This window comes from Lactococcus taiwanensis, from assembly GCF_017068355.1.
GTDB lineage: Bacteria > Bacillota > Bacilli > Lactobacillales > Streptococcaceae > Lactococcus > Lactococcus taiwanensis.
Window position 1 is genome coordinate 1,633,411 of sequence record NZ_CP070872.1, and the last position, 13,987, is coordinate 1,647,397.

Consider the following 13,987-nt stretch of genomic DNA (forward strand, 5'->3'; position numbering starts at 1 on the left):
CCCTTAGCACGGGCAAAGTCGAACTTTAGTTCTAGCCAAAATGCCCTGACACATAGTCTTCAGTTGATTTTAGGCTAGGTTGTGTAAAGATTGTACTTGTCTTATCATATTCAATCAAATCACCAGAGTAGAAAAAGGCGGTGTTATCAGAGGCACGTGAAGCCTGTGCCATATTGTGAGTGACGATGATAATCGTATAATTCTTTTTCAATTCCATCATTGTTTCTTCAATCTGCATTGTTGAAATCGGATCAAGAGCTGATGCGGGTTCATCCATCAAGATAATTTCTGGTTTTACAGATAGAGCACGAGCGATACAAAGCCGTTGTGCTTGTCCTCCAGACATTGCCAGCGCAGATTTATTAAGATTGTCTTTCACTTGGTCCCACAAAGCAGCCTGCTTCAAAGAAGTTTCGACAATTTCATCTAATTTCTTCTTATCCTTAACTCCTTCACGACGATGGATAAAAGCGATGTTTTCATAGATAGATTTTGGGAAGGGATTAGGTCGTTGAAAAACCATTCCGATTTGCTTACGGACTTCAAATACGTTTACTTTAGCGTCATTAATATTGACCCCTTCATAATTAATTTCACCTGTCACACGTGCACCATCAATTGTATCATTCATCCGATTGAGCGCACGCAAATAGGTAGATTTACCAGATCCCGAAGGTCCAATCAATGCCGTAATTTCATTTTTTGGAAAAGCCATGGTAACCCCATGGATTGCTTCTTTTGTGCCATTATAGAATACGCGTAAATCAGTGGTAGATAATGCAATTTCTTCTTGCTCAGGCACCATTATTTTGCGCTGAGTCCAGTCATAAGTTGTTGCCATAATATTCCTTTTAACTAAAAGTTCAGCGGTTTTTCTTATCACTTTTATAAGTGACAAAGCCGCCTATTCTATTTACCGTCATTAATTTGATGAGGTTAATTTCTTGTGGATTCGATTACCAAGGAAACGTGCGCCTAAGTTGAAAAGTAAGACAAAGATAATCAATACCGCAGATGCACCTGCAGAGATTTGCTGAGCAGTCGCAATCGTTCCCTCTGTGTTCAAAGCCCAGATATGTACAGCCAAGGTTTCCGCTGGTCTAAAAAGTGAGAGAGGAGAGGTTAAACTCATTGGATTCCAGTTGGCCCAATTGATTGGAAGGTTCGTCTGACCCGCAGTATAGATTAACGCAGCGGCTTCACCAAATACCCGTCCAGAAGATAAGATTACTCCTGTAATAATCCCTGGTACGGCGGCCGGTAAGATAACTTGAGTAGCCGTTTCCCAGCGGGACATTCCAAGCGCCAAGCCCCCTTCACGTTGAGACGTTGGAATTGCGCGTAATGACTCTTCCACATTACGTGTCATCAAAGGAAGATTAAAGACCGTCAAGGCCAAAGCTCCAGACAGAACGGAAAAGCCAAGGTCAAATTGAAGTACAAAGATTAACATCCCAAAAAGCCCTACTACGATAGAAGGTAAAGACGAAAGCACTTCAATCGCAGAACGCACCACACCAGTCAACCAGTGTTTTTGATTGGCGTATTCAGAAAGATAAATACCAGCACCCAGTGACAAAGGAATGGAAATAATTAGTGTCACAATCAAAAGATAGATCGAATTGAAAAGCTGTACAGCGATCCCTCCCCCTGTTAAAGGATTAGAAGCTGTCGTGATAAATTTCCATGAAATATGAGGAATCCCTTTAGCTAAGATATAAATCAGCAAAAAGGCTAGAATAGCAACGATAATGCCAGAAAGGACGTAGAGCACGCCAGTGGCAATCTTGTCAGAGCGTTTAGCGTTCATTATTTCAGACTTCCTTTCTTAGCAATTGCACGCATTGCGAGGTTAAAGATAAGCGACATGATCAGGAGCAACAAGGCTAATGACCATAGGGCATTAAGTTGGATACCCGGTGTTGCATTTGGAATACCTGACGTCAAGATTGAAGTCAACGTTGATGCTGGGGAAATCAAATCCTTAGGCATGGTCACCGCATTACCAACCACCATCTGAATCGCTAAAGCTTCACCAAAAGCTCGAGCCATCCCAAAGATAACGGCCGTCAAGATTCCAGGGGCGGCAGCACGTAAAAGCACTCGCCAAATTGTTTGCCAGCGCGTTGCTCCAAGCCCAAGAGAAGCTTCTTTGTAGTAACCCGGCACAGATTTAAGCGCATCAACAGTCATTGAAGTGACTGTTGGTAAGATCATAACAAAGAGAACAAAAACACCAGAAAGGAGTCCTAAACCAGTCCCCCCAAAGATACCACGGATAAAAGGAACGACCACCGTTAAACCAATAAATCCATAGACTACTGATGGAATCCCAACCAAAAGTTCAATAACAGGCTGCAAGATTTTCTTTCCGTATTTCGGTGAAATCTCTGTCATATAGATCCCCGCACCAATAGCAAATGGTGTCGCAACAAGCGCTGCAAGAATCGTTACAATCAGCGAACCTGTAAACATTGGCAGCGCACCTACAGCTGGCTTACCATCGGGACCAAGATTTCCTGGTGACCAATCTGTACCAAAAAGGAAGCGCAATGGATTAACCCCATCTGAATAAAAAGTGGACAAACCTTTTTGAGCCACAAATACTAAGATAGCGCCAACTACAAAAACGATGAGAGCGATACACAAGAATGTCAAACTCTTACCAAATTTTTCGAGTTTAGAATTTTTATTGCTTGAGAGCAATTTTTCTTTGATTTTTGAATTTTCCATAGGGACCTAACTATATTTATTCATTTTGCATTTTGCTTGACAAATGCCGTTTTTTTATTTTGAAAAAAAGGCAATCGGACACAAATTAAAGCTGACTTGCGCCAGTTTTAACTGTTCGAACTTACTGACAGCTTGGTCAGTAAAGTTTACTTAATTTTAGTAACATTTCCATCAGCGTCTCGATCAACTTTCATTTCAGACACGCGAATATAACCTAACTCTTCAAGCGTTTTTTTATCATTTTGAACATACTCAATGAATTTATTTTCAATCGTATTGTCCTTTGATTTATTGGTGTACATGTGCTCGTAAGACCAAATCTTCCAAGCATTTGTTTTAACATTATCGTAAGTAGGTTTAACCCCATCAACCGTGACTGCTTTTACTCCAGGTTTTTCGGTATAACTGAAAGCAACATACGAGATGGCGCCAGGAGTTTGTCCAACCAATTGCACAACAGAACCAGAGGCATCTTGTGTAGGACCATTTACTTCTGTCGCTCCATTCAAACCATACTTGTCAAAGTTAACTCGTGTACCCGATCCAGCAGCACGTCCAATGACCGTAATTTTTTGGTCTTGTCCACCTACTTCTTTCCAGTTGGTAATTTTGCCACTGAAAATATCAATCATTTGCTCTTGAGTCAAATTTGAAACTTTAATATTTTTGTTAATAATCGGAGCAAAGCCAATTACAGCAACTTTGTGATCAATAATTTTATCTGCATCAATCCCTGATTTTTCTTCAGCAAAGATGTCAGAGTTCCCAATTTGAAAAGAACCTGCCACAACTTGAGCTAATCCAACACCGGATCCTCCGCCTTGCACCATAATAATGTCATCAGGATTTTGTTTCATATAGGCCATCGAGGCATGCTCAACCATCGGCTGAAGTGCGGTAGAACCTCCCGCCGTCACTTGCTTGTTTCCGGCACCACAGGCGGTCAAAACAAACAAGCCCAAACTTGCCATCAAAGCGATAAAAATTTTCTTCTTCATGCCTTAATTATACCATAATGAAGGGACAATTTAAGAAAAATCACAGGTTTTCTATGTAAATGTTTTGTAAATAACAGCGTAAAATGCTCAACTTCACAAGGGGTTGAGCATCATCAGCCGACTTCGATGAGGGAAATCATGAAATCTAAATTTTATAAGTTTTTACAGCACCTTTTTATCAGTTTTCCTGTTGCCTTACTGACAGGCTGGTCAGCTGTACTGGCGGCTCTTTTTTGAAATTTTCTTATCTTAAATAACTTATCAAGCGGTCAGTACTAAAAAAATTAATTTATGAAGAAGAATTTTAATATCACTTCCGTTGAACAAAGTAAGAACCGTCAGCACAACCGACCACTTGGTTGGCTGCAGCTATAAAGTAACAACGCCTACATTTCTTTTTATTTTTGGGTAATGTTCCCCTCTGCATCGCGCTCTACTTTCATATCACTGATGGGGATGTAACCTAATTTTTTGATGTCTTTTTCATTATTGGCTACATATTTGATGAAAGCTTTATCAGCGGCTGTTTCTTTTTTACTGTTAGTGTACATATGCTCATAGGACCAAACTTTGTAATCATTGGTTACGACATTTTTTTCTGTGGGTGCCACGCCATCAATCGAAACGGATTTGATTTCTTTGCTCGTCTCAACGTAGGAGAGTGCGACATAAGAGATGGCACCAGGAGTTTGTCCAACCATTTGTACAACAGATCCGGAAGCATCTTGTGTAGGACCTTTAACTTCTGTCGCTCCACCTAGTGCAAATTGATCAAAGTTAACCCGTGTACCAGAGCCTTCTGTACGACCGATGACGGTAATTTTTTGATCTGACCCGCCCACTTCTTTCCAGTTTGTTACTTTACCTGTAAAGACGTCTTGCAGTTGTTGAGAGGTCAAATTTTTCACATCTAATTTCGCATTTACTATTGGTGCAAAGCCGACAACAGCGACTTTATGATCGGTGATTGCCGAGGCATCAATCCCTGATTTTTCTTCTGCGAAAATATCAGAGTTCCCAATTTGGAAGGAACCTGCCGCAACTTGCGTCAACCCTACACCTGAACCACCGCCCTGGACAGTGACTTGTACGCTAGGATTTTTTGCCATAAACTCTGTAGAAGATTGTTGTGCTAAAGGTTGTAGCGCTGTCGAGCCTCCGGCAATGATTTTACCTGACAAGTTCTTGCTTGACGAAGAACTTGATGAAGCATCATTTGAGCCGCAAGCCGCAAGTGTCAAGAGTGCTCCAGCAGCGATCATACCAACAAGAAATTTCTTTTTCATAAAAGAGGTCTCCAATAATTTTTCTAATGAATTGTTAAGCACTTTTGCTTACAAAACTATTTTATCACTGAAAACCTTTCTTGCTTGTAAACACTTCGTAAATACTAAGTAAATGCTATGTAAATTCTATAATATTTGCTGTTTTGTTCACTTCAGTACGATAATAAAAGTTACTGACCCACTGGTCAGTAACTTTTTAACGATTATAGGCCTTTAATTGGCGTGCAATATCTCGATTTTGTTCTTTACGTTTAAGACTTTCTCGTTTATCATAGTCTTTTTTACCCCGCGCTAGCCCCATCAAAACTTTGGCAAAGCCGTTTTTAAGATAAACTTTTAAAGGAATTAAAGTTACACCAGAACCTGAAAGTTCTTTTTCAATCTTATTGATTTCGGCTTTTTTTAATAATAATTTACGAGTACGTAGCTCATCAACATTAAAGATATTTCCCTGTTCAAAAGGAGAAATATGGACATTTGAAAGCCAAACTTCTCCATTTCTCACCCGTGCAAAGCCGTCTTTAAGCTGAATTTTTGCCTGACGAACCGACTTGATTTCCGTCCCCGTAAGCACCATCCCCGCTTCAAAAGTTTCATAAATTTCATAATCATGCCGCGCTTTTTTATTTTGAGCTAACGGCTTATCTACTGTATTTTTTACCATATCTATTATTCTCCCTGAATCTCTTAATTCTATTTTACCACAAAGTCTCAAGCAATCAGAAGAAGATTAAGCTATTTTTAATTTGCTCTCTCCAAGAAACCCACTATTTCATCTGCTAAAAGAAGGTAGGCTGCTTCAGTGAAATGTAAACCATCAGCTCTTAACAATTCCTTTGTATTTTCATGATTAATCATCACTTGATAGAAATCAAGTAACTGAATTCCTTTCAAATTTGCTAAATCAAGCATTGCTTTCCTAAAGAGCTGTACCTCAGAAAGTCGACTATAATGCATCGGTGCATCATCGTTATAAAACGGAGGGGTAACAAGCACCGTCTTTTGCTTTCCAAGCTCGCTGACGATTCTTAATAGGTTTTCCTGAAATTCCCAAGGTCTTATAAGATGATACGGTGAAGCATCATTTGCTCCAAAAAATACAAAGTTTAAATCCGCCGCTTCTTCCACGACGTACTTTAGACGTAGCAAAGCCCCATAAGTATCATCTCCATTCATTCCGTGAAGCACAACTTCAACACCTGATTTTTTCTTTTCAATTAACCTTGCAATAATATTTGACGAACCTCCTTCATCCATTCCAAAACCATTGGTAATTGAATCTCCAAAAATTGTAATCTTCATTTTAGGCATCTCTTTCAAGTATTTTCATCATTTTACCATAAATATTTATTGACCCATATCCAGAAAATAAAAAAATATCGTAGAAAATCTACGATATTTATTTTTTTAAGCTAATTTTTCAGCAACTGCGGCCAAAAGTTCAGGAATTCCTGCTGCTTTTGAACCACCAGCCATGGCCATATCTGGTTTTCCACCACCACGACCATCAACAAAAGGTGCTAATTCTTTAACTAAATTACCTGCTTTTACATCTGATGACTTAGAAGCCACTAAAAGACTTACTTTTTCACCAATTTTAGCAACTAAAACAAGAACATCTGAAAGTTCTTTTTGTTTCCAAATATCTGCCAAATTACGCAAACCATTAGCGTCAGGAACAGTTACTTCACTGGCGATAAAGTTGAGAGAACCAGCTGTTTGCACATTTTTGAAAATTTCATCTGATTGACTTGCTGCAAGTTTTCCAGCCAAAGCATCATTTTCTTTTTGAGCTGTTTTAAGCTCATCTTGTAAGCTAGTAACTTTTGCTAAAACTTGTGAAGTTTGCGGCGCTTTAAGCATTGTTGCTACTTCATTCAAAGTATTTTCAGCATCTTTAAAGGCTTCATAAGCTTTTTGACCTGTTACAGCAATAATCCGACGAACACCAGAACCAATTCCTTCTTCTTTAACAATCTTGAATAAACCAATTTCAGAAGTTGTTTGTGTATGTGTTCCACCACAAAGTTCGATAGAGTAGTCGCCAATTTTTACAACGCGAACGTTTTTCCCATATTTCTCACCAAAGAGGGCCATCGCTCCCATTTCTTTGGCTGTAGCAATATCAGTTTCAACTGTTTCAACTTTTAATGATTGCCAAATTACTTCATTAACTTGACGTTCAATCTCAGTCAATTCTTCTTTAGTCACTTGTGCAAAGTGCGTAAAGTCAAAACGTAAGAATTCAACCTCATTAAGTGAACCAGCTTGTAGTGCATGATTCCCAACAATATTATGCAAAGCAGCATGAAGTAAGTGAGTCGCTGTGTGATTTTTCACAACAGCAGCTCGGCGTTCTTGGTCAATCTCTAAAGTATAGCTTTCGCCAACTTTAAGTGGTGAAACTGTTTCAACGGAATGAAGATTTTGGCCATGAGGCGCATGTTGTACATCTAATACATTAGCCACAACTTGACCCTCAGCATCTTTAATGACACCATGGTCAGCCACTTGACCACCCATTTCAGCATAAAAAGGAGTCACATCAAAAACAAGTTGAGCTTTCCCAGAAACTTCATCAACAATTTCATCGTCTTGTATAGCTACAAGTAATTTTCCTTGCGCAGTCTTATCTTCATAAAGGAATTCTGATTCTACTTCGATAGATGACAAGGTTTCATTTTGAGCGCCCATTGAACCCCCTTTGACAACAGCAGCACGTGCACGCTCTTGTTGAGCTTTCATGGCTACTTTGAATCCTTCATGGTCAATTTTGAATCCTTCATCTTCTGCCAATTCTTCTGTCAATTCCACAGGGAAACCATAAGTATCGTAGAGGCGGAAAATATCTGCCCCGTCAAGTCTATCTTTTCCTTCAGCTTTAAGATTTACCAAAAGTTCATCAATCAATTTTTGACCCGCATCAATCGTGCGGTTGAACGTTTCTTCTTCACGATCAATGATTTGCATGATGAAATCTTGTTTTTCAAGCACTTCTGGATAATAGGATTGCATGATTTTCCCAACAGTCGGAACGAGTGAAGCCAAGAATTTCCCTTGAATTCCCAATTTTTTACCATGCATAACCGCGCGACGAAGTAAGCGACGTAAAACATAACCACGTCCTTCATTTCCTGGCAAAGCACCATCACCAATAGCAAACGAGAGTGAGCGAATATGGTCAGCAATCACTTTGAAACTCATATTTTCGCTGTCTGGACTATACGTTTTTCCAGATAGTTTTTCAATTTCACGAATGATTGGTAAGAATAAGTCTGTATCAAAGTTTGTTTTTCCGCCTTGAATAATGCAAACCATTCGTTCAAGTCCCATTCCCGTATCAATATTTTTTTGTGGCAATTCAGGATATTCTGAACGCGGGATTGATGGATCTGCATTAAATTGGGAAAGCACAATGTTCCAGATTTCAATATAACGGTCATTTTCAATATCTTCAGCCAATAATTTTAAGCCCACATGTTCTGGGTCATAAACTTCTCCACGGTCAAAGAAAATTTCTGTATCTGGACCAGAAGGACCAGCACCAATTTCCCAAAAGTTGTCTTCAATTGGCACAAGATGTGTTGGATCTACCCCAACTTCAACCCAACGATTATAAGTATCCTTATCAGCTGGGTAATAAGTGATGTAAAGTTTTTCTGCGGGGAATTCAAACCATTCAGAACTTGTCAATAATTCCCAAGCAAAAGCAATTGCTTCTTTACGGAAATAATCACCAATTGAGAAGTTACCTAGCATTTCAAACATGGTATGGTGACGTGCTGTTTTACCGACATTTTCAATATCGTTAGTTCGAATCGCTTTTTGAGCGTTGGTAATCCGTGGATTTTCTGGAACGACTGACCCGTCAAAATATTTTTTGAGTGTTGCTACCCCAGAGTTAATCCAAAGCAAAGTTGGATCATTGACAGGGACAAGACTTTGTGAAGGTTCAATGGCATGACCTTTTGATTTAAAAAAGTCAAGAAACATTTGGCGAACTTCTGCGGAAGTCATGGTTTTCATTATTTTTCTCCTTTTATGAAAGTTTAAAATTGAGGTTAAACTTTTCTCACAATCTTTGTTAATACATTCACAATAAAACAATAAAATTCCACCGTAAACAAAGGGGCGTATACAGTTATACCGCGGTACCACCCTTATTCACGATAGAATTTCTATCATCTTAGTTCGGTTGTTAAAGCAGTTATCGCTGCTTTTAAGCACAACATTGACCTACCCATTTTCACCACTCTGAGCTCTCTTTAAAGTCAATTTTTATTCTCTAAATTATTTAGAGGATGAAGAAGTTGATGAAGTTTGTGTAAATTGAGAGAAGAGTGTTGAGAATGCTTCTTCTTTCACTGTTACATTGTATTTCTTCAAGTATTTAGCAATGACACTACTTACGTAAGTTGTGTCTTGTTCTTTTTCTGATTTGATAACAGACTGAAGTTCTTTCTTGTACTTATTCATGTCTTTTCCTTTATCAGAAGTTTTTACCATTTCAACAATATAATAAGAACTTGCACCAGTTGAAGAATTTGTTGCTTCGATTACATTTGAAAACTCACCATTTTTAAGTTTAAAGGCAGCGGTTTGAACTTCACTTGGTACAGTTGTAGAAGTAGAATTAAACGTTACCTTGCTAGATGCATTTGTTTTCTCAAAGCTTGCTTTACCAGCATCATCTTTCTTAGCAGCTGCTAAAGCTTTGTCTGCAGCGTCTTTTGACGTTTCTGCTACAACATAAGCAGTTACGTCTGGATGGTAAGTTTTCCACGCTGCTTCAAGATTGGCTTTTGTATATTGTGTTGACTTGATTTCATGGTCAATTGCAGCTTGCTCTAACATTTGAGTACGCATGTAAGGAGTAAAGCTAGCTTCTGTCAAACCTTGTTGTTGAAGCACTGAAGAAAATTGATCTCCATATTGAGTTTTAATCTCTTTAACTTGCTTACTGACGTCCTTGTCAGTGACTTCTTTTCCAAAATCTTTTGCAAAAATCTTATCAAAAGTCATGTTTTGGAGCAAGGTTGTTGTAGGCATAGATGGAAATTGTTTTGCTTCTTTATACAAATCAGAAACACGTATGGTATCACCCTTCATTGTAATGATATCCTTACTTGCAGAATCATCGTTTGAGCATCCAGACAAGGTAACAAGTGCTGCGCCGGCAAAAACTGTTGCCATAACTAATCCGAGTTTTTTGAGTTTCAAAATATTCTCCTTCGAATAATGTTCTTATAAACATACTGGTTAAAATAGCGGTATATTTCTAACTTGTTGTAATTATAACATAAAAAGTTAAATAAAACTTTAATTATGCAAATTCAACCACATCATCCTTTTGGATTTCTCTGACGGTATCGTCAGTAACTTATTCTGCGCGCTTAATCATTAACAACCCATCCCCTAAGGGTAAAACGCTTGTCAGGTATTTTGGATTATCGAAAACTTCATCAAATAACCGTCTCAGCCCTCTCTCGAGCGCCCGTTGATTCCTTTTTATTTCCATAATTGGAATTAAAATCTCTCCTGCTTGGAAAATGTCATCCATCAAAATGACCCCATTTGGAGCAAGGAGCTCCATTGCTCTAGGAAGAAACTCTACGTATTTTGATTTGGCAGAGTCCATAAAAATAATATCAAAAGCTCCTGACAGCTCTGTCAGTACTTCTTGTGCGTCACCCTCTTTTAAAATAATTTGTTGACGATGGTCATATTTAGACAGGTTTTCTTTTGCAAGTTCAATCATTTCCAGATTTCGATCGATGGTAACAATCTCAGCTTCTGGTGACGCTTGGGCCATCACTAAAGCCGAAAAACCTATCGCTGTTCCAATTTCAAGAATTCTCTTAGGACGCAACAAACTTAAAAGCATTTGAAAATACAGTACCGTTTCGTGAGGAATTACCGGAATATTATTATTTTTAGCAAATGAAAGTACCTCTGTAATCTCTCCTGAAAGTTGTGTTTGACTTTCACGCATCCATTTCACCAGCTCTGGTTTTACAACAGGACGATGCATCATAGGATTACTTGTGCGTTTATAGGTGTCAACCATACTTATAAATGTACTCCTTTTTCTACTAATTTTTCTAGTTCAGTTAAACGACGTTCGAATAAATCAAAAGCTGCGGTTAGATATTCTCCTGAAGCCATATTAACGCCGGCCTTTGAGATGACATCAAGGGGATAAGCAGATGACCCTGCTTTCAAATAATCAATATATTTTTCACGATCTCCATCATTACCGTGCACAACTTTTTCTGCTAAGTAACTTGCAGCTGCAAATCCCGTTGCATATTGAAAAACGTAAAAATCATAGTAAAAGTGCGGAATTCTAGCCCACTCATACTGTATTTCTTTATTTTCATCAGCTAAAAGACCGTAATATTTCTCATTAAGTTCTGCGTAACAACGGTTAAGATATTCACTCGTAAGCACTTCTCCCCTTGCATCTTGTTCATGAATAAGTTGCTCAAACTCTGCAAACTGACTTTGACGAAATACTGTTCCTTTAAAACTATCTAGCCAGTGGTTAAGTAAAGCAAAACGTTCTTTATCGTCTTCGCTTTCTTTCAATAGAGTCTCTGTTAAAATATTTTCATTAGTAGTTGATGCTATCTCCGCAAGAAAGATTGGATATTCTCCGTATACATAAGGTTGATTTTCTCGAGTAAAAGTACTGTGCATTGAATGGCCCATTTCATGAACTAAGGTGAACAAATCATCTAATGTTTCTTGCCAATTCAATAACATAAAAGCCTTGGTATCATAAGAACCTCCAGAATAAGCACCTGAACGCTTTCCGATATTTTCTTCGACATCAATCCATCGTTCTTTGAAGGCACTTTCTACCCGTCTACGATATTCGTTACCAAAAATCGCTAGAACTTCTTTTGCCTTTTCTACCCCTTCCTTGTAATTAAATTTATAGTCCAATTTGGACAGCGGTGTATAAACATCATACATTTTAAGGTCTGGTAGTTGCAGAACGGTTTGACGGAGTTTCATATATCGATGCAGTAGTGGAAGAGCTTGATTTATCTCTTCAATCAGAATATCATATACGCGCTCAGGGATAAAATCACGCGCTAAAGCAGCTTCACGTGCAGAATGATAACCTCTAATTTGAGCATTAAAATTATGAACTTTCACGTTTGTTTGTAGTGTTTTTGCATAGGTGTGTTGAAATTGTTCATAATGGCTGTATAGTGCCTGGTAAGCGGCTTTACGAACTGATCTATCTTTGCTCTCCATTAAAGTAATGAAGTTGCCATGTGTTAATTGAACTTGTTCACCCTCTTCGTTTTTCACCTTAGGAAAGGTAATGTCAGCATTATCAAAGATTTCGAAAGTTTCTGAAGCACTCCCAAAAATTTCACTCGCAGAAGCCAACAATTTTTCTTCCTTAGGGCTAAGAATATGTTGTTTTTTAGCAAATAGGCGTTCAAACATATGTTGATAAGCTTGTAAAGCTGGTGCTATCCCCATCATTTCATCCAATTGACTGGGTTGTAAAGTCAAAAATTCAGGTTCGTAAAAAGCGAAGGCTTCCCCAAACTTCGCATATAAATTTGATGCCTTGGATTGATATTCTTGATATTTCGCTACACGTGTATCCTGATCATTCTTCATAGAGGCATAAACATATAGTTTCTCAACCTTTTGAGACAATTCTAGCATAACTTCTGTTATCTTTAAAAGACTCTGTGCCGAATCAAGCAAATGTCCCGAAAAGCGTTCCCCAGAATTTTCGACACTCTGTTTCACATGTTCTAATTCTTTTTCCCAAGCTTCGTCAGTCGCAAAAATGGTGGATAAGTCCCATGTATGCGCTTCTTGAATTTCACTTCTTTCTTTAGCCATCGTCACTTCTCCTTTTAGCCGCAGGATACTCGTTAATTAATAAGAAAGGACTCAATCTCTCCCCTATTTTTAGTTGCCAAGTTTTCCTTATTTTTGTTTCTTCATTATAGCATAGAACCGCGGTGGATAGAGTATCTCAATTTTCTTCTTTTGGAACACATCCAGAAAATTTTGATAATAGCTTACAGGAATTTTAGAGAGTTGTTCAAATGAGGATCCTGTTAGGTTATCCATAAAAGGAACAAGAAGATTTAATCCAGGTGGGGCAATGTAAGGACGCATAAAGTCCAGATCTAAGATATTTTTACCTTTCTGATAGTATAACGATTGGAGATGTAACCATTTCGGGGATTTGTGGAAAAGCTGCTTGTGGATAAAGTGTTGCAATTGATTATCCGGGTAAACAGCCATTTTTAAAAGCTCTTGCTGAACAAATGGAGTTCTCAAGCAGTCCAAAAGCGGTTTTTCTTTAAACAAAAAGGAATGTGTCACATAAAACAACCGTCCCCTTAAGTCTTCATGAATCAGGGACTGTAGTCTTAACACACGTTTAGTTAGATCCAATTCCCAGTAATGAAAACCGTGATTTTCGGAATAACAAAGCAGTTGTTTTTTCAATTCTGTTAAACGATTACCTAACCATAAATCTCTCCCCATTAACCACACCACCTTAAAACCATGTAAGCGATAATTCATTGTACGCTCATGCAGCCGTTTCAAGGAGAGGGGGGAACATTGAATTTCTAGGGCAACTTTCCCATTAATTAATAGATCTGGGGTTTGCCTAAGCTCTGGTAAGTAATGTTCAATTTCCACTGATTCTGTTTCTTTCAGCCATTCATAAAGTTCTTTTTTGAGCATCAGATGTTGCTCTGACTCATTTTCGTTCCCTAACGTACATGTTTTCAACTGCTTATGCGCAAAATGGGGTAATTTGATGGAGCCATTTTTAAAAACCACCTCACTATGACAGAATGGACAAAAATATTGTTTACTTCGTGAGGCGGGAAGGGTTTCTAGCAAGTTAATCAGGCAATTTTTTTCATCTACGGCAGTCAGCATATTATTGTATACGTAAAAAAGGAGACTTTGTCA

12 protein-coding genes are annotated in these 13,987 nt (G+C 38.4%); all 12 read right to left on the reverse strand.

The window, feature by feature from the left end:
• Positions 1–31: 31 nt before the first annotated feature.
• Entirely contained in the window at positions 32–841 is an 810-nt protein-coding gene (gene pstB / locus JW886_RS08095) for a phosphate ABC transporter ATP-binding protein PstB (protein ID WP_075526187.1), read from the reverse strand.
• 81 nt (positions 842–922) lie between these two features.
• Complete coding sequence (pstA, locus tag JW886_RS08100) at positions 923–1,810, reverse strand: phosphate ABC transporter permease PstA (protein WP_075526188.1); 888 nt, start codon at positions 1,808–1,810, stop codon at positions 923–925.
• Positions 1,810–2,733, reverse strand: coding sequence for a phosphate ABC transporter permease subunit PstC (gene pstC / locus JW886_RS08105; RefSeq protein ID WP_075526189.1), 924 nt, complete (start codon positions 2,731–2,733; stop codon positions 1,810–1,812). Before pstC ends, pstA begins: the two co-directional genes overlap by 1 nt.
• Positions 2,734–2,879: 146 nt before the next feature.
• Entirely contained in the window at positions 2,880–3,731 is an 852-nt protein-coding gene (locus tag JW886_RS08110) for a phosphate ABC transporter substrate-binding protein (RefSeq protein ID WP_075526190.1), read from the reverse strand.
• A 398-nt stretch (positions 3,732–4,129) separates the two neighbouring features.
• Positions 4,130–5,017, reverse strand: a complete 888-nt coding sequence (locus tag JW886_RS08115) for a phosphate ABC transporter substrate-binding protein (RefSeq protein WP_075526191.1) — start codon at positions 5,015–5,017, stop codon at positions 4,130–4,132.
• Positions 5,018–5,213: 196 nt separating this feature from the next.
• Entirely contained in the window at positions 5,214–5,681 is a 468-nt protein-coding gene (gene smpB / locus JW886_RS08120) for an SsrA-binding protein SmpB (protein ID WP_075526192.1), read from the reverse strand.
• Positions 5,682–5,758: 77 nt separating this feature from the next.
• Positions 5,759–6,319, reverse strand: coding sequence for a GDSL-type esterase/lipase family protein (locus JW886_RS08125; protein ID WP_205871815.1), 561 nt, complete (start codon positions 6,317–6,319; stop codon positions 5,759–5,761).
• A 105-nt stretch (positions 6,320–6,424) separates the two neighbouring features.
• Positions 6,425–9,043 (reverse strand): alanine--tRNA ligase, encoded by a 2,619-nt coding sequence (gene alaS / locus JW886_RS08130; protein ID WP_205871816.1) that lies wholly within the window; start codon positions 9,041–9,043, stop codon positions 6,425–6,427.
• Positions 9,044–9,307: 264 nt separating this feature from the next.
• Entirely contained in the window at positions 9,308–10,237 is a 930-nt protein-coding gene (locus tag JW886_RS08135) for a peptidyl-prolyl cis-trans isomerase (protein WP_200407373.1), read from the reverse strand.
• Positions 10,238–10,397: 160 nt separating this feature from the next.
• Positions 10,398–11,084 carry an O-methyltransferase gene (locus JW886_RS08140; RefSeq protein ID WP_205871817.1) on the reverse strand — a complete coding sequence of 229 codons (687 nt, stop codon included), beginning with the start codon at positions 11,082–11,084 and terminating at the stop codon, positions 10,398–10,400.
• A 2-nt stretch (positions 11,085–11,086) separates the two neighbouring features.
• Positions 11,087–12,892 (reverse strand): oligoendopeptidase F, encoded by a 1,806-nt coding sequence (gene pepF / locus JW886_RS08145; RefSeq protein ID WP_205871818.1) that lies wholly within the window; start codon positions 12,890–12,892, stop codon positions 11,087–11,089.
• Positions 12,893–12,979: 87 nt separating this feature from the next.
• Positions 12,980–13,954: a competence protein CoiA gene (locus tag JW886_RS08150; RefSeq protein ID WP_205871819.1), complete on the reverse strand. Its 975-nt coding sequence runs from the start codon at positions 13,952–13,954 to the stop codon at positions 12,980–12,982.
• Positions 13,955–13,987 lie beyond the last annotated feature (33 nt).